We start from the raw sequence: 21802 nt of genomic DNA on the forward strand, positions 1-21802 counted from the left end.
TTTCCTTAGAGCTTGCGATAGCGGGCGCTGAAACTGAAGCTGTAATTGCTCGTGTTCGGAGCCTTCCAGCGTAGCTTGAGACGCGAACCGCTTGCGGTGACCGAGCCAGCGATATTCTGGCCTGCAGTCGAGCAGATAAACGAGCCGTACGCCTGGTATGGCTGGGTGAAGGTAGAAGGCACCGGCAGCGCCAGGTCAATTTCACCGTCACTGGCGGCGCTGATGACCGCAGCAGTGAAGCGACCACCGAGAACGATCCAGTCATCGTCCTCATAGGCCCAATCAAGAACCGAGACTGTCGGCAGGGGAGAGGTGGCAATGTTTGTGCCGGTGACCACATACGGATCGGGCACAGTGCCAGCGCCAGTGACGATGACAGGCTGATAGGTCTGCCTCTTTCCAATCAGGATGATCGGCGAGCCAGCGATCCAGGGCGTGTTATTGCCGATCGATTTTTCCGGGCCCGATACCTTGATCCGGTTATTGCCGAAGTTGTTGCCGACGACGCCGTTGAGCGTGTCGGTGCCCATGAACTCGGAATTGATCACCCTGATATCGGAATTCTGCGAGCCGAAGCTGAAGCACCGATAGCTCGCCGGCGCAGAGAACCCCACATCGCGGAACTTGATGTTGGCGAAAGTCACATCGTCCATCTGGCTCGACGTGTCGCGGATCGCGTGCTGTTCCGAATAGGCGAACTCGCAATCGGTGATCAAACCATTGCGGAACCGGCCCGTCGTCCCAAGGCCGGTTCCGCTGTTGTACGGGTCTGACACGCGACCGTCTGCATCTGGATAGCCGGACTCAGCCGCCGCGCCAGGCAGGAAATGCACGAGGTTTTGCGGCGTGTAGACGCCCGCCTTCCCGCTGCCCTTGCCGATGATATCGCTGATGATAAAATCTTCACCGCCGGTTAGCGCCAAGACTTCGAGCGGTGACATGTCCGATACGCAGTCGTGGATCTTCGAGCCCCGCCCGAGGTGACCGTAGAACAGGCGACGACCGATATCCAAGGTGATATTCGACATGCGCAGGTTACGTAGCTTGTGCGCATTCTTGCGGGCATTGAGTACAGCACCGCCGTTGGGCGAGTGGATGCGCACGTCCTCGATGATGACGCCCCGGTTTCCCAGATCGTCCGTCAGTTGATTGGTGCCCGGCAGATACTCGTTGAGCGGATCGCCAACGCCGAAATAATCGGGCCAGTCGAGCTCGATCGCATAATCACAGCTCGCAAAATGACCGCCACGAACGACGATAGAGCGCCCCTTGTTGTAGATTCCGCGATAGAATCCGGCAATCCGGCATTCGTTGATAATGCAGTCGATGTCGGCCGTCGTCGAAAGCCCAGGGTCCTTCATGTTGACGAGACCGTTCTTGCGGTTCGTCCAGTTCGTCGAATTCGCAACTGACGAAATCAGCGCCACGCCGTCCATCTTGAATTCCTGGCTCTTGTTCAAGATGGCCGGGATAGAGACCGGCACCGGCTCTGCCAGCGTTGGCGCCGTGCCAGGGTCGCCGCAGACGATGTTGGAATTCCAATGATTGCCGACAAGCTGAATGCCGGTGATCTCGTTGGGAATCTCGAGATAGTCGGCGCGAAACAGGCCGGGATCGACAGTCAACACGCGCGAGCGAAGCGGATAAAACTCCATCCAATAGATGGCATCCTGCAGCGCTGCCATGTCGTCGGCGACGTTATCGCCCTTCGCCTTGAAGGCATCGCGTAGGCTTGGCCTGTCGCCCTTCTGTCGGCGATACCATGCGGCCTGTGTGATCAGCTTACCGGTTGCCGGATAAACCATGTGCTGATTGACATCGAAACCCGCAGCCGCTGAAAAGTCTTGCTCTTTCAGGTCCCAGCCCGTGTCATCGGGTTCAAAGGCAAGCTTGGTGACATCCGGATTCAAAGCAGCTAGCCCGGCCTTATCCGGAACCCGTTTGAGGTTGATGCTGACCGCAGCGGCTTGGGCGGCAAGCGCTGCAGCCTCGGCCGCTGCGATCGACGTTTCGGTGTCCGGCCGGTTCACCAGCACGCCATCACGCCAGCCGAGATAGCTTGATTCCTGTGGCGACGGCAGGTCTTGCGCGGGGTCGCCGAACTTCGCTTTCAGTGCCCGACGAGTTTCGCGGGAGACTTCCTGCACCTCACTCTGCACGGTATTGAAAGCGATGTTTTGATCGCGAATGAGAAGTGGAGCGCCGTTGGTAAACTGATTGGCCCTGCGTGATGCGCGAGCTCCTACCACATCAATTCGCCCAACGATGCCAGGCGAAAAGACGACTATCGCGTCAATCGATACGCCATCGACATACGTTGCCGAAACGGTGAAATCGTCGCGCGGACTGCCGTTGTGGTATACGGCGATATCGCTGTTATCGAAAACGGGGAATTGAGCCGCGAACTCCGTTGTCGCAACAACGGGGCTATAAGAGCTGAGGCGATCATCGGGCGAGGTGATAGACATGCAAGCACGATGCTTGTAGGAAACGAGCTTCGCAAAGCACAAGGCGGTTTCGCGCAGGCAGCTGAATTAATTCAGTTTTTCAGATTGTAGCTGCACCAGCTGTCGAAGAATGCCTCTCTTCTCGAAGCAGTATCGATAACACACGATTCGTGCTATTCCATCGCCAGGCGACCCTTGCAATCTCGGGTCAAGTTGTCCGTTCGCGGACAGGCTCCTCGTCGCGGGGTCGCCACCCGGCATTTTTTATTGCCATGCGTGGCGATGTGCGCCGACGTGGGGCGGGCTATGTGGCGCACAATTTTACGTGGAACTGAGTTTCGTATCAAAAACGGCTTTAGACCGCCGCGTCCCGCGGCATGTAAATCGATGCCCCAAACGGTCTCGGCGTACAAGATCCAATTCAAGTTGAACGGAGGCGGATGTCGCTGATACCCGGCAACTTCGCTAACTTGTCTATGAACTCGCGGATAATGTCGATTGGTATCGTGCTGTCAAACGTGAGAAACACACTATGTTCGGCAAGCCTGTAGCGCGGTTGAGCGATGCCTCCCATCCCCGCCCAAATCTCTAAAGCAGTATTTAGCGCCACGCGGCGCCCGAGTCCGTCGATCACCTTGAATTCAATCTGAGTCGGGCGTAACACCCTATGAAGCGCTGCATCTACACGGGCGGCCATGTCCTCCACCTGAGAAGAGTGTGTCGCATCCCAGTAAACGGGTGGAGCGAGATGCGGCACGAGTGTCCGCATCGTTCGTTTAAGTTCTTCTAGTTCTTCTTTCATGAGGTCCATTGCAGGCGTGGACTCAACGTGGAAATTCAGAACGCCGCGCGCCCGCGTGACAGGGTTCACGACGGCGTAATCAGAATTTTGGGTAGCTGCTACGGCTTCCTTCAATCGCCTCTGTGCAGCAAAGATGCTGGCCGGGTTTCGAATTGAAAAATCTATTGCCCGGTAGGGTTTCACATCGAAGGGTATTTCAGTGCCTACCGCGAACATGTGTACAATCGGCAAATTTGTCATATGCCGAATGCCCATCTCATAAAATGCATTTGGATTTCGTTCGCTCATGTCCGCGATAACCAGTTCAGCATCGAGCAGGTGGTTGATCATCTGCGAGTCGATCATTCCAGGCTCGGAGATCGTATCCGACCTCACAACATTGAAGTCGCTGAAGTGCTCATCGAACGTTGGTTTGATTATCATCTCCAACAGAAAATCGGCATGATCGCGAGTGTCGGTGCCATCGCCGCCGATTGGACCGACGACAAAACACGTTTTCTTCACATCAACCTTCTTTGCTTCTCTGTCTGGCACCGTGGATCTCCCGGAAATTGGTTCTGAGCGCTTTATAAAGCGACCCAGAGGATGATTACCGATCCAAAACCGAAAAACAAATGCCTCAGCAGGAGAAGGGGGAATTTTGGAAGGCAGCTATTTGGGTGATTACGCCGAAACAGCTATTTTTCGAAACCCTTACTTAGGTCCGGCGCGCGCGAGGGAAGGGCGTCACCAGGCCCCCACCAGAACGACTGGCCGAAGTCCTTTTTCATCCGCTTTTCGTAGCGCGAGAACGACTGCCTGTAATTCGGGTCGATCATCGTCTGAATGTTGTCGAAGAGCAGTCGATCCGTTGCGATCTTCGAGAACCAAAGCGATGAGCCAGGAGTCCATGCCTTGATGTGCTGCGCCAGTGTTTTACCGCTAAGCTCTTTATCGCCGAATAGTGTCTGCATCAGGTCACCCGTGGCGGAAAACACCGCGCCCGGCCCCGGTCCCATCGCGTATTCTTTGAGGCCGTCATCGCCGCGTGTGGTCGAGCTATAGATCAAGTCACCGAGCATCCCGCCGCCACCGCCACGGATGAAAGCCTGCCCCCAGAACTTGGGAGAGCTCATATCCTGGGGATCGCGTCCCGCGATTATCGACTGCATTTGCGCGGTGACAGCGCCAGCGATTGTCATGAGGCTCACCAACTTGATAGCGGCCGAGGTCTTGCCCCACGCGCCATCTTGGATCGCAGAGCGCATCATGTGTGTCATCATGAACGTCATCGGGAAGCTTTTGAACTGCATCGCCGATCTTGCAATCTCGCCAGTGAAGGTTCCGCGCGTATGGCCCCAAGCTGTCGCACCGCGGACTCGCGCGTCAGGCTCCAGCACAGCGAACCGCCGCTCATCCAGGATGGCCGACATGAGCCGATCAGCTAGTGCCTGATCCTCGACTGCGTTCACATCGAAGAACTTCGCGCCATCGGCCTCGATCTGCGGTGTCACGCGCAGCTTGTCCCACTGCGCCGGTGTGAAACCATAGCGCTTGAGGAAGTTGGCAAAAGCAGGTTCCAGCTTCTCGAATGGAAGATCGGCCTGACGGGCGATGAAGCCGTTGAACTCCATCCCCCAGGCACGCTTGAGACCTTCCGTCCACACGTTTATCCCGCTGAGCCGCATCGCAGTATCGGCGACCCGGCCGGTGAGCCCCTGACCGACAACCTCGTCGGCGAAGCGTTTCGAGCCGAGCGCATGATCCATCACGGATGCGGCGGTGAGGTTGATCTGACGGGCGATCTGTTCGGCGCCCTCGCGGTTTGTGGTCAGGTCTTTCACCAGCCGGCCGAGAACAGCAGTGGCCGGAATGCCGTTGTGGTTTGCTGCCAGTGCCGCCGTGAAGCTGTCACCGGGCAAAGCGGCGACAGTTGCCGAGCCGAGGCGTGCCGCTGTCTGCAGGTTGCGCATCCCGCCACCAATGCCAGCGATGAGGTCGCTTTGCGCCACACCGAGCTTGCCGGTCGCAGCGTCGTAGGTGCGCTGGACTGCCGCCGGGCTGTTCATCGAGATCGAGCGCGCCAGCTTCTTGCCGAGCGTGTTGTTACGAACGGCGTCATCCTTCGTGGCGAGGTCGAGCAGGCGCTTGAAATTGTCCTCGTAATTCGGCCCGAGGATTTCCGTGGTCGCGATCTCCCGGCCCATCGCGCCGAAGTGCCCCATCATCTGATTGTAGAGCCCGCCGTCGCCGGTCCCGTATTTCTTCATCATCCGGATATAGGATTCCGGGTTCTGGAAACGGAACACGCGCAACTGGTTCGAGAAGCCGCCAGCGCCACCGGCTTTCCGGCCGAGCGTAATGTCATTGTAGGCATTGGCGATGATCCCGCCGACAGCCGCACGCGGCGCGTCACCTTGTCCGGACTTGTCGAATACGCGCATGTTGCCCGCCTCGAACTCGGTCATCAGGTCGTTGACAAACTCAGTTTGGGAGAACTTCCGCACGCGCGAGGCTTCCCAGCTTTGCGGCAGGCGCCAGTCTTCCAGAACCGACAACGGCTTGCCTGCACGCTTCACGCGATCGACAGCATAGGCCGTGGTGTCCGTCCATCCTTTCGCCGCGGCCTTCGCCGCCTGATCGCCGGTGTCTTTGCCGAACAGTTCCCGCACCACGTTCCAGATGGATTCGGTGTCCTGCGACAGCCCGGCCAGCCGCGAGGCATAGGGCTCCATCGCGCCGTTCATCATGCCCAACAGCCGCTTCGTCACGTTCTCGCTGTGCCCGTCGATGTGGATGGCATTGCCGACCGTTTCCCCACCTTCGAGGTTGTCGCGCACAAGCATGCTCTGCAGGCCCACGGTCATGCCGTTCGGGTGCTTCTGCATGCGGTCGAGCGATTGCGTGTAGGCGATGGCCTGTTTCGCTGCCATCAGCTTGCGCCGTTGTGCCGCCTCTGCCATCACACGCGCCGCCTCAAGCGCTCCAGCAGCTTCGGCGGACGCTGGCCCCATCGTCGGATAGAGACGCCCCTGCGCGCCTTGCTTGATGGCGAGCGCGTCGTCAGCCTGCTTTTGCGTTATGCGTTTCGCCTGAACAAGGCGAGCAAGGCAGTTCTGAATGCTCACTTCAATCGCCCCTGTTCAACGTAGGCCTGCATTTGCGCTGCGGCGGAAATCTCGTAATCGGCCTCGCTCATGATCTCGGAAAGCAGCCGAGGACCCATTCCGTCTCCGAGGTCGACGAACACCTTTGAAGCCACGACGAGCTGTTTCAACGTGGAGGGTAATTCGAGATCTCTGGAGCGGACACTCATTGCACTACCAGCCCCAGGGCCGTTCGATCGGCGCCACTCCACCCCGAGCTGCTTCGACCTTGTTGCCATCCGCCGGCGCGCCGTAAGATTGGCCCGGGAAGGGTTCCTTTGACCATTCAAGCGGCAATCGTGCGACAGTCTCTTTCGCGTCGATGACATTCATCCACACGCTCTCGCCGCCGGTGGCCCGGAAAATCACCACCTGTTCTCGCCCGAGCAGGTTGCGCCCTCGATCAAGGGGCATGTAAGACATGAGGCGTCTCCAATAGTTGAAAAAATTCTGGTTCTCGACTTCCAGGGTGTGCGACTTGCGGGGCAGGGTGGACTGCAAAAATTGCGCGCAAAATTTGCCCCCACCCCCCTGCGCTAGGCGGCGCAGCGGAAGAAAGGGGGGGAGGGGGCGCCGTACCCGCCGCAGCGGTAGAGCGCAGGGCGCTGGTAAGCGGTGCCGCCACCTCCCAGTTTGCCCCTAGACGAACGGACCTGAACCATTCGACGGGACCAGCTTGGACATGTCGCTGAGCGGCATATCTTCTCGCGCCTTCTTCTGCACATCCTCCGGCCAAGGCTGGAATGCCCACTCGCCCGGATGTTCGCGAACGCATCGGCGGGCATCGATCGCAGCCTGCCAGACACTTTCGCCGTTGATGCGGTGGATTTCGTATTGGCTGTAGCCCTGATGCTGACGCAGCTTCGGTTCAGGCATTGTCGTTCCTTCATTGCTTTGAAAGTGGGGGAAGGCCGCGCCATGTTGCCCGATTGTTGCCCACGACGCGGATATTGCTTCAAGGCGACAGGAATCGCCTCGCAAATATGCCTGAAATCGAGTGTTTCTGCAAACATCGTCCGGAATTACCAAGCGGTTAATAGCCGTTTGTGCGCATCTTTCCGGTGTTTTGTCGCTTGCAGGCTCATTGCTCGTGTGCGCGGGGTTACACGCTGCTCTCAACACCACATTGAGCTCTCATCGAGACGTAATCCCATCATCTGGCTTCATCGGATCGCAAAGGGGGAATTGTTTCGGTATCGAAATGACTTGCGACGGGTTTTTCAGTTTCAACCCTCGTGGTTCGTTCTGCTTCGCGTTCGGTCTCGCTATGCCTGGTCATCGTCGTGCATCAAGTGGTTCAACTCTTCCATCAGCCGGTTGCTCCGTCCCCACTCTTGGCTGGAGGGCTCGGCTCGCTCGTTTATCTCGGCTAGGAGATCGTTCAGGGTGATGTTGTCCTGGGGGATGAGCTTCTTTGTCCTCATGATCCGCTCAATCTTGGATAGGGTTTCTCCATCCGAAATGTCGCGCTCCGAAGGACGCGCCGCTTCTGCGGGATATCTTTCATCAGCTTCGCGGTGATTTATTACTGCTTCGCAAGATATATTACCCTCCGCATCCTCATGATTTGACACGGTTTTGCTATTTGAATGGTTACCTATGCGGCTGGTTTTGGGAGCGGTTTGGTTACCTGTGAAGGCTGTTTGGGTAGCGAGCTCGTTACCTATCATGTCGTGATCGGTAGCAGGTTCGTTACCTATTTCCGTCACATCGGTAGCGATCTTGTTACCTTTCGGAGCCTCGCAACTTTTCATGTAGAGGGTATCCTGTTCAGAATATACAACCTGATAGATGCGGGTCTTTCGGTTAAGCGGGTTTTCCCGACCGGTGATGTAGCCGGCCTGCGCGAGAGCCGCCAATGACCGAGAGAGGCTCTTGAGGTGGCATTGGGCAAGCGCCGCCAATCGTTTGTGACCTGCGTAGCAGCCGATCCCGTTTCCGCCGAACCGATCGTGCGCAGCGACGACGATCAGCACCCGCAAATCGAGTGCGGTAAGCGTCTCGTCGCCCATCGCTCTGGCTGGTATCGGAGCGAAATTGATTTTGGTCTCCGGTTTCTTTTTCAACGCCTTGCCCTTTCCGGCAGCGCAATCATATCACCACCGCTGGGAGTGTCCGCACGTGACGCATCGGAACGGCCCTCGCGCCTGTTCCAACCTCACGCGGACTTTCCCACTGTGGCCGCAAATGCAGCTGATTGACTTGGTTATCCAGCTCGTCGGCGACAGTAATGCTGCCGCCTCCGCTCTCATCTCTGCCTTCGTCTTGCGCCGACGTGGCGCGTCAAAAAGCAGATTTTCTCCATCGCTGCTTTCATGCGGGCGCGTCCGCAGCATGTCCCGCCGGCGGATCTTGCTCCAGTCCCGCCGGGTCACCCGAATGCCGCCCGGCAAATCTTCATATCCCGAGCCCTGGCGATCGCCTCGCAGGCCTGCAGAGGTGCGAGGCCGAAACGCTGTCTCAGTGCGGGAACGATCGGACGAGGAGGGGCGCACTGATCGGCCAGCCATTGTGCGGCGACGACAACGGAATCGCTGTGCTCGTGGTCGGCGCCGGTCATTGCACAGCCCCATCGCGCTGTTCGACGCAGGCTCGAAGGTGCTGTTCAATTTCGGTTTCAACCCACGCAATCCGACGCGCGCCGACCTTTACCGGACGGGGGAACTTGCCGTTCTTGATGAGATGGTCGAGCCACTGTCGAGAGTAGGGTATGCCTCTGGAATTGAGGTCTTTGAAATAAAGTAGACGCATAGCTTACCTCTTTTGCGTTACCATCGCCGTATGACCTCGAATAGACGCGCAGGACCTCTCGCTCGCGTTGAGCAAGAAATTCCTAGTCGCGCGCAGGATTCTCGGACTTACTTATTTTGCCGTGGGTAGCTGGCGATGACTTTGGACCGTTTGGTCAGAGGCAGTATCGATGGCGTCTCCAAGTTCTATTGAATCCAACAGTTGCTAATTACAACTACTACTGATGTCTCCCAAGAAGCCCGATTCCGTCAAGCGGTTTCTTTGGAGAATTTTACAACGTTGTTATCTGAAGGCGGATCTACCAAGAGCTTGAGGGCGGCACCCCAGCGCTCAAGGGCATCGCGCATCTCGGGTTCGAACTCGTAGTGGTCATACACGCGCCGTAGGCCGGTCTTACCGTGGCCGATAATCAGTTCCGCGATGTCCGCGTTTACACGCAGACCTGACAAGCGAGTTCTGACTGTCCGCCGGACGTCATGGAAAACCCAATCCGGGAGCGTGGCGGTCGGGTTGTCGGTCCTCAAAATCTCGAGCATCGCCTTGTCTAGTGCAGCCTTGGCTCGACTGAAACCGTTGATAGGTTTTTGACCCTTTGTCGTGCTGAACAGGAAATCCCCTGCATCGTCCCCGGCAAACCTCTCCAATGTTTCGATCGTCGACAGAGCGTCTGGCGAAAGTGGAATAATGTGCGACTGGCCGGACTTGAACCTTTCTTCCGGGACGGTCCACAGCTTGCGGCCGGCAAGATCAAACTCCGGCCACTGTGCATCAGAAACCTCAGACTTCCTCTGCCCAGTGAGCATAAGCAGCTTGTAGAAGGGGCCTAAGGGGTATGGTGTGGCATCGGCCGCTTTCCAGTAAGCCTTGATCTCCTCATCGGTGAGAACGCGAACGCTGACCGATTTTGAGAGCTTGAAATGTTTCGGCTGCAGATGTTGCGTTGGATTGTTGATGAGGCCGTAACCCTGTCGGCGCTCCGGCCACATTGCCCATGCGAAAATTGCCTTGATGTGCCCCCAAACATTGTAAGCCATGCCAGGCGCCGGCCGATCGCGGATGGAGCCAATTAGTTCCGCAATGTCAGCGTCGGTGACATCGACTATTGGCTTCGAGAGCCACTTATTTCGCTTTGGATCGAGGATCTCCCGGCGAATTTCTCTTTCGTCCTGCCCAGCGTGACGATTGCGTTGCCGAGTTGGGATATCCTTCAAATAGTCCTCGACCACGCTGCAAAACGTATTGGCCCGCTTTCGGGCCTGTTCGGTTTTCGCGCGTTCCGTTTCCTCCCGCGGGTCAATGCCTCGCTTCAACAGCAACAACCAGTTTTTTGCTTCCTCCCGCGCAGTATGGAGACTCATGGCGGGATATTCGCCGATAGCTCGTCTCGTCGGGTTTTGGCTTCCTGGAAACCGGGCCACCAATACGAAGGTTTTTTTTCCCTTTTCGGAAACTCTAACGGATAGCCCAGACACCAGATCGTCACGGGTTTCACTCCGAGTTCCAGGGGGCGCCGGCTTAAGAGCTGCGATTAGGTTATCAGTGAGACGCTTTCGCGGTGTGGGCATGGCGAGTTCCGGGCAACATGGGGCAACATTTCAGGCTTGATATGACTTGCTTCCTATTGTTAAAGTCAATACGTGTATCGCCACAAAATCAACGTTTCTGGTGACTTTGTTGAGGCCAGTTGATCTCAATTCAACTCCGGTTGAGCGGCTCATAACCGCTTGGTTGGGGGTTCGAGTCCCTCCGGGCCCACCAAAATTTAAGCGAATTCAATATGTTGTGGGGCGGTTAGCCATAGTGGTTAGCCAGCCGGTTAGCCACGCTTCTTTTTGCCCTGCACGAGGCGGGTGACTTTGCTCATCCCATCTTTCGCGAGAATCGCCTGAGAGGCCTCCCGGCTATAAAGTTCTGCATGCTCGATATCGTCATGACCGAGCGTTTCCATCAGCTGGCGAGTGCTGGCGCCGCCTTCGGCGAGCAGCTTGCCGAGTGATTTCCTCAGCCCGTGCATGGTGCAGCCCGCCGGCAAGCCAGCCTTGAACGTCCATTTCGCCATCGTGCCCGTGAGGGACTTGGCAGAGAACGGCTTGCCGTAGGCAGTCAACAGCACCGTATCGCCCTTCCGCTCCACCGGCGCGAGGGCGTCACGGAGCATCGGCGTAATCGGGAGGAGGAGGACCTTGCCGCCCTTTTCCTGCTCGACGCGGACGACGTTGCGTTTCCAGTCGAACATATCCCACCGGAGCGTTGCGACGTCGGAGCGGCGGTTTCCAAGCCAGAGAGCCAGGGCGTAGCAAGTCCGCGGCGCGGTGCCGATCGGATACGTTGCCTCGTACGCTTCGCGCTCGGCTTCCGTCCAGGCGCGCCAACCCTTCGACGCCGGCCGATAGGAGAGCTTGTAAGTTGGGTCGGTATCGATCCATTCCTCATCCAGGGCGACCAGGATCATCTTCCGGATCGCAACCAGCATATGCTTCGCCTTGTGCGGCGTTGCCGATAGGCGGGCGATCAGATCCTTTGCATGCCGGCGACGGAAATCTGACACCAGCATATCGCCCCACACGTCCGTCACCTCCTCGACGACTCTCATCAAAAGGAAGTCCTCTGCCAGCTTCGTATTCTTCGCCTTGGTGGCGAGATCGTGCCGGATCCACTCAGGTGTCCGCAGCACGCGCTTCCACGCGTCCTTGAAGCTTTTAGGCACTGTAGCGCCCGGGTGGGCGATGACAATCGCCTTACGCGCTGGACGGCCTTCAACGGCCGCTAGATAGGCTTCCTCGAAATCCGGCTCTCCAGGCTGGCCGGCTATCGAGATCGTCTTGCCTGACCGTCTGTAGCGCCAGCGCGTGCGGCCGTGACGGTCCTCGAAGCTTGACAGATAGGGGCGGGGCTCGTCCGTCATTTGCTGACCTTTTCTTGGAGGAGTTGGTCAAGCTTTGATTCAATGCTGGACAGTCGTTTTTCAACAGAAGCGCCCTGCTTTTCTCGAAAAAGGTGCTGCAGCTCTACGGCATATCTTTCCAAGGTCTCGTCGTACCCGACGTCGCCAAAAGCATCTTCCAGCAACCGGACAATCTCAGAGTTCATAGAGCGCCCGCTAGCGTCGGCAGCAGCTTTGATCCTTGCACGAAGGCCGTCAGGCAGGCGCAACACGTATTTGTCTTGAGGCTGGATCACTTTTTTCTCGGGCATAGTGGCTACTAGCCACAAAAATATGATTGACACAATAGTGGCTATTAGCCACTTTGTGATTATGGCTATTAGCCATGAATAACTCATTAACAAGGAAGATGAAAATGAATGAGGAGAAGTTCGGCAAGCCGGTGGCTGTGAGACTGCCCGCAAAACTGCGGGATTCGATCCGCGTTCGAGCAACCAATAACCGACGTTCGATGAACTCGGAGATCATTGTGTGCCTGGAAAAGGCGGTTGCCAATTCGGAGGAGGGGGCGTCCGTTGTCGAGAGCGCATGACAGCATTGCGTACGCACCTCGCGGCCTGAGCCGCGACGAAGCCGCCCGCTATGTCGGTGTCGGTACCACGAAGTTCGACGAGCTCGTCGCAGCCCGTCGCATGCCAAAGCCCAAGCGCGTTGACGGCCGCACCATCTGGGATCGCATCGCCCTCGATGCGGCCTTCACGGATCTGCCTGAGGACGGCGGAAACAAGATTGATCAGCTTTTCGCAAGGAGATCGGCATGAGGCCGAAAATGAAAGGTCCGGCAGAGGTCGCACCCGCCGCCGGACCGCGTTCACACCGTCCAGGGAAGGATTTGGAAATGAACACGGAAATTAATACCACTGCCGCCGCTCCGGCGCCAGCCGACATCGATGCTTTCCCCGCCCTGCGAGAGGTGGTCTTTCATCTGGAAGCCGCCGCATCGCTGCTGCGCGAGAACGCCCCGAGCGGCTTCCAGATACTCATGAGAGAGATAATCCACGAGGGAACGCGCTTCGAGGAGATCAGCACTGTGCACGTCCTCGAGGTGGACGAACAGACCGCGGCATTCGGCCCGATCTTAGGGCGGCGAACTACACACACATGGCGCGGGATCTGGAGCGGACCGGTCGCCTGACGCGCGCCGGCTTCACGGCCGGCGCATCAACTTCGAGGATGCGAGCATGAACGAACAAACCGACGCGCTGGAATCGCCCGGGCTTCAGAAGCTGATTGACGATTTAAAGGCCGCGCAACAACTGTGGAAAGATTACCTGCGCGAGCATCCGGACGATTACGATCTGGACGAACCTCTTGGGGAAGCCAGTGAGCAAGCCCAGCGCGCTTTGCTTCGTTATCCATGCCGACACGCATCGGAGGTGAGGATGAAGGCTCGCTTCTACCTCTTCAATGAAGACAGCCGCGAGTTCATGAGCGAGCGCGAGGAAATCAAGCTTTTTCTCCGCTCGCTCATTGTGGTGGAGCGCACCTAAGGGCATGGCCGAGAAACCACAGAAGACGAAAATTGCACCGTGGTTTCGGCTTTTTCCTGCCGAGTTTCTGTCCCAGGTGGGACAGTTGAAGGCCATCGAGACGGGCGTTTACATCGTACTGCTATGCGCCATGCACGAGCGAGGCGAGCCCATCCAGGCCGATTATAAGCGACTCGCTCGCCGCACCAATACGACCGTAAAAGCGGTTTTTGGCGCGATAGAAGTGCTCGTCGAGACGGGTCTAATTGATCGATCCAGCGGCGATCTACTGTGGTCGACCACCTCTGAAAGAGAAACAAATCATCGCGATACAAACTCAAAGAATGCGCAACAAAACGCACGCATACGATGGGAAGAAACCCAACGAAATCAACGGGCCGAGAATGCGAGCGCATCTAAGAAGTTAGATGTTAGAGGTAAGAGGTCAGATGGACAGCCCCCTCCAGGGGCTGTCCCATCATATGACGAGCTTCATCACTTTGAACAGGACCGCGCGCGCGATGCGCCCGGTCCATTAGATGATGAGGAGGAAGACGATTGCCCGTTTTGACCCATCGTTCGGACCCGCCCGGGGGCGGGTCAATGTCTGGAGCCCTTGGGGGCCTCACCGCCCGGGGCCTTCGTTCGCAGTGGGAGCAAATTAATCGACCCCCCCTTCGAGCGAAAGTGCGATTAAACCCCTATGCACCACGCGGTTGCGGCGTTTTTCCCGGCGTCTTTTGGTGGGGCTTGACGAAATCCGCCGCATCACTGATTTTAGACGGTAGCGGTGATTTGCGGCGCGGGCGGATGCTCGGTCGCGCCTCACTTGCCCCCATGCTTCGCGGGCGGACGCTCGGTCGGATGGTCACGATTGAAGTGATCGCGCAATTTGCGCAACCGAACAGCTGTGGGGGTGTCCTTTGAGCACCAATCTCGAAATCAAGCGGGCAACCGTCACAAACTCCGAACATGAGTTCAAGTTCAAGGCAGGAAGCACTGCCGGAACGTTCTCAGGCTACGGTGCCGTATTCGGGAATGTCGACTCCCATGGGGACGTAATCGTCAAAGGCGCTTTCTCCAAAAGCCTTCAAGAATGGCAGGCAAAGGGAAGACTTCCCAAAATGCTGCTGCAGCACGGCGGTTTCGTCGGCCCTGTCGACGACATGCTCCCGATCGGCCAGTGGACTTCAATGGAGGAGGATGCCAAGGGCCTGAAGGTCGAGGGTCGGCTGTTCGGATTGGAAACCGACCGCGGCGCGCTGATCTATGAGGGATTGACCAGCGGGGAGCTCGACGGCCTCTCAATCGGCTTCCGAACGAAGAAATACCGGGTTGGCAGCAAGCCTCAAGATCCCGCTCGCTGGCTTGACGAAATCGATCTTCGCGAAATCAGCATCGTTACCTGGGGTTCCAATGACCGAGCTCTGATTTCAAACGCTAAGGCGCAGGTCGATGCGGGCGAGATCAAGACCGTCCAAGATTTCGACCGCATGCTTGCCGGCCTTGGCTTTCCCAAGAGGTTTGCCAAGCGCGCGTCTGAAGCCGTGGCCTCAGCCGGCCTTTTCACCTCAACCACGAAATCCGATCGCACCGAGCTCGCTCAGAAGCTGCTCGCTGCCGCCGAAAAACTAGCGCGGAAGGACTGACAATGCGCAACCGTTATGGCCTCGAAACAAAGGCAGCCGACGACAACGACGATCTCGACGACGCCCTTGAACAGGTCGCGAAGTCCGTTGAGGAGCGAACTGAAAAGAAGGTGTCCAAGCTCATCCAGACCGCACTGGCACCGTTTATCGACAGCGTCACCAACATCGAGAAAAAGCTCAATCGTCCGGGTGCGATTTTTGGCGCGTCTAATGACGAAAACGCAGAGGTCGCGGCCGTCGAGAGCAAGGCGATTCACTCGTTTCTGAAGTCCGGTGTTCGCAACTTCACGCCCAGCCAGCATCTTACAGTCGATGAGATGAAAACGATGACCGTAGCGAGCGACCCCGACGGTGGCTACACGGTCTTTCCGGTTCTCGCGACGTCGATCAACAAGAAAATGCATGACCAGTCCCCATTGCGTCGGCTGTCTGACGTCCAGACGATTACGGAAGGGGATGCTTGGGAGGAGCCTGTCGACCGAGACGACCTCGGTGCGACCTGGGTCGGGGAGACAGAGGGACGGCCGGAAACCTCCACTCCTCAGGTCGGCATGCTGCGAGTTCCTGTACACGAGATCTACGCGAAGCCGAAAGTGTCTCAACGGATGATCGACGATTCCTCCTGGAAAATTGGGAATTGGCTAGAGGATAAAATTGCCGACAAGTTCGGCCGGACAGAGGGGCATGCTGCGCTGCTCGGTGACGGCATCAAGAAGCCGCGCGGTTTGCTCACTTATCCGATCTCGCTCTCTTCTGACGCTGCGCGGCCTTGGAAAACTATCCAATATGTCGCATCTGGTAACGCCACCGTTCTGACCGCAGACAGTCTGAAAGATGCTGTATGGGCATTGCGGGCTCCGTATCGGCCAGGCGCATGTTGGCTGATGAATTCCAACACCGCCGGCTCGATCGATAAGCTGAAGAACGGCAACGGCGACTATATTTGGCGCGACGGCCTCACGGCCGGCTCTCAACCGTCACTTCTCGGCTACCCCGTCGAAATCGACGAAAACATGCCGAACGTCGGTGCTGGCGCGCTGCCTGTTGCTTTCGGCAACTTCAAAAAGGCGTACGTCATCGTCGATAAGGCTGGCTACAAGCTCCTCCAGGATCCTTATACCGACAAGCCTTTCGTGTTGTTCTACACGTATCGCCGTACCGGCGGCGATGTCCGGAACTTCGAAGCCGTCAAATTCATCCGAGTTGAAGCATAGCGCCGGCGTGAGGCTGCGCGCTTGACGGCGGCGGCTGGTCTAGTGGGTTGGACCATCCGCCGCCCGATCATAGAGGATTTGAAATGGTCGATATTGAGAAACACGATGAGTTCGCCCGGTCGCTTTGCAGCGACCAGGCGCTCACGCTCATCGATGGCCTGCCGGCGTTGCTCAAGCTAGACGAGCTCAGCACGCTGCGCGAGGAAGTCGTCGAGGCGCTGAACAATCACGCTCAGTCGATCATGTCGATCGAGGGGCTTGCGAAGTTGTCGCCGGCAGTCGTCACCGACGAGATGAAGCAAACGGCCATCCGCTACGAATATCTCGCTCGCCTTACCGTTGTCGCCTACATCGCCGAAATCGAGAGCCGGGAGAAAGAAGCCCGCCTCGGTTTGCACTGAGATTCTTGTTATGGGTTATCGAGGCGTCATCGACCTGGAAAATGTGGCTCATGACTGGGGCCATGAAGTGAGGAGCATTCTCAAACAGCGGGCGCTTCTGAGCCGAAGAGGCGAATTAATCGACGAAGCTCGTGCTGAAAAGGTGGCTCGTCACGCCGAGATTCAAAGCATCATAACCGGAGGCACCGTTACCGATCCCGTGACGCTTGATGTCCTTTACCGTGAAGCCGATGAAGCCTACGCCGAAACCACGAAATGGCTTGGTGAGCGCCAGGTGGTAACGCAACAGCTCAACGACATGGATCAGCGCATTGAGGTCTATGAGCGGGGATCCGAGGCGCTTCTCACGCTCCACGATGAGTTGAGCGAGTAAGGGGAGGATCGAGCATGGCCAACCGATTTGCATCGATCCTGAGAGAGCAAGCGTCCCACTGGTCGGAACAAGTGGAAAGATACCGGCCTTCACAAACAAATCTGCCCTCGAAAGTTTCGGCCGCTCAAAGTCTCCGGACCGAAAAGTTGGCAGAAATCGCGCATGTTCGCGGCACGATCGAGGGCGGCACAGTAACGGACCCGATAGCCATCGGAATTCTAACGGCCGCTGTCACAGAGTTGGAAGCCGAAGTCGATGCCCTCGTAGCTGAAATCGCGAAGCTTTCCTCGTGGTTTGAGGTGGTGAACCGAAATATAGAGGTTTGGGAGCAAGGGGTGGAGAGACTGTTAAATCTCGCAACCGAGTTGGAGGCGTAAATGGTCGTTGAGCTCAAATCCCTCCGGATCACCAGCGACTTTGACGCGCGATCCTACGTCGCCGGCATGAATGAAAAGGTCGCGGCCGACCGTGCCGGCATAGCGTCCAGCAAGGCCGCAGGGGAAGCAGTCGAGGACCAGAAACAGAAAGTCGGTTCGGCCGTCCCGATGCTGGAAAAGCTTAGCCGGACCTATGTGGACGGTTACGGTACGGCTGCGAAGTTCAACAGTGAAATCCTACGCCTCGCGAAATCGCAGGACGTCCAGGCGACTTCGGTCGCTCACTTGGAACAAGTCTACGCCGGCATGCAGCGCCGGTTCGGCCTGCAGGCCGATGCGAGCGCGCTCCAGGTACGCGGTTACACCGATCTTGCGAAGGCGATCGACAATGTGAACGGCCGGCTTACGGAGCAGCGGCGGCTTCAGGCGAGTATGCCCGCCAACGGCATGTCGCCACTTCATCCGGCCGGCGCCAACGACAATTCCGCTCAGTTTCGCCGGCAGAACGCCGGATATCAGTATTTCGACGTTGCGCAGTCCCTCTCGCTCGGCATGAACCCGGCGATGATCCTTGCACAGCAGGGACCGCAGCTTATTCAGATCTACGCGGGCCAGGGCGGCGTCAACGCGGCGATCAAGGATTTCACGTCGATCGTCGGCGGCGCTGCGCGCGCCGTCGGCCCACTGGTTGCTATCCTTGCCGGGGGGTATGCCGGGTACAAGCTCCTCGAGTCCTATTCCGTCGAGGCGGGCCTTGCTGTCAGCGAGACGACAAAGGCGCTCGCAGCGCAGGCCGCGCCGCTCGGGTCGCTACAAGGCCAGATCGGGGAGCTCACCAGCCTTCAGCAGACCTATAATCAGGCGGTCCGCGACAGTGCCAGCGCGAGCGCGGCGGCAACGTCCATTATCCTCGACAACACCGAACGGGAGTACAATGCGAAGCGCTCGCTGCTCGAGCTCGAGGAGCGCCGGCTTGCGGCTTCTATCGAGGTGCAGAAGTCGGAGATCGCCATTGCGCAGGCGCGTCTGAAGGCGGATCTCTCACAGCAGGTGAATACGCGCCTCGATCTTGAACGGCAGGGTTTCGCAGATCCGCGGATCGGTCGCTTTGTCGCCCTGCCGGATGAAATCACCGGCCTGGAAAAGACCCGGCAGCTGCTCGCCAGCAACGCGCTGACCGACAAGATCAAAGAACTCCAGGCGAACCTCGAACTGACCGAGATCGGCGCGGAGAAGCTCCGGGAAGCGCTCGCCAAATCCTTCGACACTAAGCCGTACGGTACCGGCGATCTCCCCATTATCGGCCCGGTGCCGACAGCCAGGCCGAACCGAGAACTCGAAGGCGACGCTCGGCAGGACAGCGCGTCCGCCCGGTTCTTCCAGTCTCAGACAGAGCGAATCGAGGCTGTCCGACTTGAGATGTCCCTGATCGGCCAATCTGAGAGCGTGCGGCGCAGCGCGACGGCCGCGCTCCAGGCCGAACAGCAGATCCGACAGATGGGGCTGGAAACCTACAGCGCGGAAGCAAAGCTCATTCGCGAGAACGCGTCCGCTCTGTCCGAAATGGAAGAATCGCTCCGCAGGCAGTCGGAGGCCTGGGGAATGTTCCAGTCTGCCGGCGAAGACGCGATCGACGGCGTTCTCGACAAGCTCACCAGCGGTGACTTCAAGGGCGCGATCGGAGAGGCCGCTAAGGCGCTCCAGAGCTTCATCTGGGAAGCACCCATCAAAACCAAGCTCAAGAACAGCCTGTGGGCTGAGGAGGCAGCATGAGCGCCGTGGTATCGATCATCTATGACGACTGCATCCAGATCATGACGGATGGCGCAGCCTACCGTGACGGGATCCTTGAGGCCGTCGTGAAGAAGTATCACCCGGCCCGCACAAAGCCGTTCGTCGTCACCGGCCGTGGCAACCAGCACATGGTCGAGCATATCGCGAAGGCTGTCACCGAGTTCTGCGACGAGGAGGGATCGGTCGATCTCGCCTTTGACTGGCTGGAGCACGCTGCGCGCCGCATCGGAGACCGCATCGAGGATATCGGGAACAAGCATTTCGAGGTTTACGCTCACGGCTACTCGGAGCGATCTGGTTTCGTCCAAAAAGCTTTGTTCTCTCACGCCCTCGGCAATTACACGCCTTTCGAACTTCATGACCAGGGCAAGGTTTTTTCAGCCGCGCCTGATCTGACCTATTCGCAGATGCTCGCGTTCGCTGGTGAGTTTCCGGAGACCGATTCGACCTTCCTGCCAAGGCGCGGATTGCAGATGATGGAATTCATGCGCCTCGACATGACCGATGCCAAGATCAAGTTCGAGGACGGCCCCAAGGAATGGAGTTGCGTCGGCGGTCACTGCGCACTCACGACCGTGACGAAAACGGGCGTCACCAGCCGGATGCTAAAGGTCTGGGATGATCCAATCGGGGAGAAGATCAATCCATATCGCAACACCAACGTCACCCGCCTTCCCAACAGGAAAGAGCGGCGCGCCGCAAAGCGCCGGATGGCCTGATGCTCGACCAGCCAGGCCGACGGCGGCACCTCGACCGTGAGAAGTATGTCGCCTACGTGCTCTGGCTGATCGGGCACTCCTACGGGACGATTGGCAAGGTCCTGCACCTGAAGCGCTCTCAGGTCGGTGGCATCATCGCCAGGAGCGAGTACGCCGGCAGGAGCCAGATGAGCCGCGCAACGCGCGCGGCTCTCCTCAGGGAGCTCCAGGAGGTGCGTTACGAGGACGGCCAGCCGCTCGACGGCGGGCTGTTAGACCGGGTGCCATTGGAAATTCAGTGAATGACGACCACGGGCCGGTGGCTTTTGTTCAGATTGAATTGGGGGGCATCCATAGCGCTCAGGCGAGTTGCGAGGTCTTATCCCAAAACCACCTGTCCGGGCTTGGCTCTAGCTGTGTTCTGTAGTTCCATTGCTGTATATCTATCAGAGTTATGGACCTTCAAAAAAGCTCCTGGCAGAAGAGACCGAGCAATATTCTGAAGCTCCATCGCAGTGAACCGACCTCCATCGACTTCGACACTCCCTCCCGCTCTCACGATATTCTGGACTTCCATTGCTGTCTTGTTAGTGATCATATCTTTCTCCTCAATCGACAAAAAGCTGCCTGAATTTCGAGATTCTCGCAACCATGGCGACGGCCAATATAAGGCAGTCGCTAAAGTATATATCGTTTAAGTTGCCACAAATCCTCGACTTGCAGTCGCTCCGTTGGTCAGCTTAATGTCGTTATACACAAAAATGCACAGGAGAGATGAGTGCCAGTCGAGCCACATCCAATCTTCAAAACACCTCCAGCAGATGGCCCACTTTGGCGCTATACAAATTTCGCAAAGTTCGTCTCCCTAATTACAACAAAATCCCTTTGGTTCTCCAACATGTACCATTTGAGTAGGGAAGACCCTTTTGAGGGTGCGTTGCCGGTAGGGAATTTTGCCCACCGCACTTGGTCGCTGGACACGATACCGGCCTCCGTACGAGACAGGCTTGAGCGTGGCCGGTTCAGCTCCAACCCGAACGATACTCTTGAGGAGAAGCTACGCCTATACATCGAACATGAGGAGGACATGGTCAGGCACGTCCTACGGACAACCAAAGAGTATTTTATAAATTGCTGGCACAGTTCCAATCACGAGTCAGTCGCAATGTGGAAGATGTATGCAGAAGACAGCTTTGGCATTGCTATCGTGAGCGATGTCGACCGAATCACAAGGGCTCTTGCCGGAAGCCCCCTGTCAATCCAATGCGGTATGGTCGATTACATTGACTACGATACAGAGACTTTGGATTTGGGGAATGCCTTTACGCCGACTATAACAAAACGATTGAGCTTCTCGCACGAAAGAGAAGTGCGGCTACTTTATTGGGACCACACCCTAGGGGAGGAGCAAGTCGCAATGCTTTGGGGTGGTGAGCCGCGAGTCATGTGGATGCCAAAATCTCATGATGACCATGCAAAGATTGATCCGCCGGCCGGAAAAACGTTTCAATGCGATCTAGATATCTTGATCAAAGAAGTGAGGATCGCGCCGACTGCAGAGCCTTGGTTTGAAGCGGCCGTTCGCGCCTTCTGTAAAGCTGCACAATTTGATAAGCCAATAATTAAGTCAGATATGACCCGATCTCCAATGCGGTAGCTGTCACGGAAAGTAAGGGTTAGCCAAGGCTGCGGAACATATGGCGAAACATTCTGGCTAACCGTTTAACTAGCCCATTGATTCCATTGCGTTCGTCTTGG

The 21802-nt window shown here is 57.4% G+C and carries 25 protein-coding genes; 14 read left to right on the forward strand and 11 right to left on the reverse strand.

Annotation, left to right across the window (positions count from 1 at the left end):
• Nucleotides 1-5: 5 nt before the first annotated feature.
• The 11 genes from ASG68_RS18340 to ASG68_RS18400 form a co-directional block, all read right to left on the reverse strand.
• Nucleotides 6-2147 carry a hypothetical protein gene (locus tag ASG68_RS18340; RefSeq protein WP_156384889.1) on the reverse strand — a complete coding sequence of 714 codons (2142 nt, stop codon included), beginning with the start codon at nt 2145-2147 and terminating at the stop codon, nt 6-8.
• Nucleotides 2148-2868: 721 nt separating this feature from the next.
• Nucleotides 2869-3783 carry a hypothetical protein gene (locus ASG68_RS18345; RefSeq protein ID WP_062609986.1) on the reverse strand — a complete coding sequence of 305 codons (915 nt, stop codon included), beginning with the start codon at nt 3781-3783 and terminating at the stop codon, nt 2869-2871.
• A 143-nt stretch (nt 3784-3926) separates the two neighbouring features.
• Entirely contained in the window at nt 3927-6356 is a 2430-nt protein-coding gene (locus ASG68_RS18350; RefSeq protein ID WP_062609988.1) for a hypothetical protein, read from the reverse strand.
• Nucleotides 6353-6490: a hypothetical protein gene (locus ASG68_RS32065; RefSeq protein WP_210173831.1), complete on the reverse strand. Its 138-nt coding sequence runs from the start codon at nt 6488-6490 to the stop codon at nt 6353-6355. Before ASG68_RS32065 ends, ASG68_RS18350 begins: the two co-directional genes overlap by 4 nt.
• A 58-nt stretch (nt 6491-6548) precedes the next feature.
• Nucleotides 6549-6797: a hypothetical protein gene (locus ASG68_RS18360; protein ID WP_156384890.1), complete on the reverse strand. Its 249-nt coding sequence runs from the start codon at nt 6795-6797 to the stop codon at nt 6549-6551.
• A gap of 216 nt (nt 6798-7013) precedes the next feature.
• Nucleotides 7014-7250, reverse strand: a complete 237-nt coding sequence (locus ASG68_RS18365; RefSeq protein ID WP_062609994.1) for a hypothetical protein — start codon at nt 7248-7250, stop codon at nt 7014-7016.
• A gap of 389 nt (nt 7251-7639) precedes the next feature.
• Nucleotides 7640-8440, reverse strand: coding sequence for a helix-turn-helix domain-containing protein (locus ASG68_RS18370; RefSeq protein WP_062609996.1), 801 nt, complete (start codon nt 8438-8440; stop codon nt 7640-7642).
• Between the two features lie 490 nt (nt 8441-8930).
• Nucleotides 8931-9125, reverse strand: coding sequence for a helix-turn-helix transcriptional regulator (locus ASG68_RS32790; RefSeq protein ID WP_082554032.1), 195 nt, complete (start codon nt 9123-9125; stop codon nt 8931-8933).
• A 248-nt stretch (nt 9126-9373) separates the two neighbouring features.
• Nucleotides 9374-10690, reverse strand: a complete 1317-nt coding sequence (locus ASG68_RS18385) for a tyrosine-type recombinase/integrase (protein ID WP_062610003.1) — start codon at nt 10688-10690, stop codon at nt 9374-9376.
• A 251-nt stretch (nt 10691-10941) separates the two neighbouring features.
• Nucleotides 10942-12030, reverse strand: a complete 1089-nt coding sequence (locus ASG68_RS18395) for a tyrosine-type recombinase/integrase (protein ID WP_062610005.1) — start codon at nt 12028-12030, stop codon at nt 10942-10944.
• The gene (locus ASG68_RS18400; RefSeq protein WP_156384891.1) at nt 12027-12320 is read right to left on the reverse strand and encodes an Arc family DNA-binding protein; all 294 of its coding nucleotides are present in this window, start codon (nt 12318-12320) and stop codon (nt 12027-12029) included. The genes ASG68_RS18395 and ASG68_RS18400 overlap by 4 nt, the downstream gene beginning before the upstream one ends.
• Before the next feature lie 104 nt (nt 12321-12424).
• Between ASG68_RS18400 and ASG68_RS30830 the strand changes: the two genes are divergently transcribed.
• The 14 genes from ASG68_RS30830 to ASG68_RS18470 all read left to right on the forward strand — a co-directional run bounded on the left by ASG68_RS30830 (nt 12425) and on the right by ASG68_RS18470 (nt 21701).
• Nucleotides 12425-12601, forward strand: a complete 177-nt coding sequence (locus ASG68_RS30830) for an Arc family DNA-binding protein (protein WP_162247277.1) — start codon at nt 12425-12427, stop codon at nt 12599-12601.
• Nucleotides 12585-12830: a hypothetical protein gene (locus tag ASG68_RS18405; protein ID WP_062610009.1), complete on the forward strand. Its 246-nt coding sequence runs from the start codon at nt 12585-12587 to the stop codon at nt 12828-12830. Before ASG68_RS30830 ends, ASG68_RS18405 begins: the two co-directional genes overlap by 17 nt.
• A 77-nt stretch (nt 12831-12907) precedes the next feature.
• Nucleotides 12908-13204 carry a hypothetical protein gene (locus ASG68_RS18410; protein WP_156384892.1) on the forward strand — a complete coding sequence of 99 codons (297 nt, stop codon included), beginning with the start codon at nt 12908-12910 and terminating at the stop codon, nt 13202-13204.
• 46 nt (nt 13205-13250) lie between these two features.
• Entirely contained in the window at nt 13251-13559 is a 309-nt protein-coding gene (locus ASG68_RS18415; RefSeq protein WP_062610012.1) for a hypothetical protein, read from the forward strand.
• A gap of 4 nt (nt 13560-13563) precedes the next feature.
• Nucleotides 13564-14109, forward strand: coding sequence for a DUF1376 domain-containing protein (locus tag ASG68_RS18420; protein WP_062610014.1), 546 nt, complete (start codon nt 13564-13566; stop codon nt 14107-14109).
• A gap of 352 nt (nt 14110-14461) precedes the next feature.
• Nucleotides 14462-15187: an HK97 family phage prohead protease gene (locus ASG68_RS18425; RefSeq protein WP_062610016.1), complete on the forward strand. Its 726-nt coding sequence runs from the start codon at nt 14462-14464 to the stop codon at nt 15185-15187.
• 2 nt (nt 15188-15189) lie between these two features.
• Nucleotides 15190-16401 carry a phage major capsid protein gene (locus ASG68_RS18430; protein ID WP_062610018.1) on the forward strand — a complete coding sequence of 404 codons (1212 nt, stop codon included), beginning with the start codon at nt 15190-15192 and terminating at the stop codon, nt 16399-16401.
• A gap of 83 nt (nt 16402-16484) precedes the next feature.
• Nucleotides 16485-16802 (forward strand): hypothetical protein, encoded by a 318-nt coding sequence (locus ASG68_RS18435; protein WP_062610020.1) that lies wholly within the window; start codon nt 16485-16487, stop codon nt 16800-16802.
• A gap of 10 nt (nt 16803-16812) precedes the next feature.
• Nucleotides 16813-17175, forward strand: coding sequence for a hypothetical protein (locus tag ASG68_RS18440; protein ID WP_062610022.1), 363 nt, complete (start codon nt 16813-16815; stop codon nt 17173-17175).
• A 14-nt stretch (nt 17176-17189) separates the two neighbouring features.
• Nucleotides 17190-17552, forward strand: a complete 363-nt coding sequence (locus ASG68_RS18445) for a hypothetical protein (protein WP_062610024.1) — start codon at nt 17190-17192, stop codon at nt 17550-17552.
• A 168-nt stretch (nt 17553-17720) separates the two neighbouring features.
• Nucleotides 17721-19325, forward strand: coding sequence for a phage tail length tape measure family protein (locus ASG68_RS18450; RefSeq protein WP_162247278.1), 1605 nt, complete (start codon nt 17721-17723; stop codon nt 19323-19325).
• Nucleotides 19322-20065 carry a hypothetical protein gene (locus tag ASG68_RS18455; protein WP_062610027.1) on the forward strand — a complete coding sequence of 248 codons (744 nt, stop codon included), beginning with the start codon at nt 19322-19324 and terminating at the stop codon, nt 20063-20065. Before ASG68_RS18450 ends, ASG68_RS18455 begins: the two co-directional genes overlap by 4 nt.
• Nucleotides 20065-20346, forward strand: a complete 282-nt coding sequence (locus ASG68_RS18460; protein ID WP_062610029.1) for a hypothetical protein — start codon at nt 20065-20067, stop codon at nt 20344-20346. The genes ASG68_RS18455 and ASG68_RS18460 overlap by 1 nt, the downstream gene beginning before the upstream one ends.
• A 476-nt stretch (nt 20347-20822) precedes the next feature.
• Nucleotides 20823-21701 carry a DUF2971 domain-containing protein gene (locus ASG68_RS18470; RefSeq protein WP_156384893.1) on the forward strand — a complete coding sequence of 293 codons (879 nt, stop codon included), beginning with the start codon at nt 20823-20825 and terminating at the stop codon, nt 21699-21701.
• Nucleotides 21702-21802 lie beyond the last annotated feature (101 nt).

This window comes from Rhizobium sp. Leaf453 (assembly GCF_001425605.1).
GTDB lineage: Bacteria > Pseudomonadota > Alphaproteobacteria > Rhizobiales > Rhizobiaceae > Pararhizobium.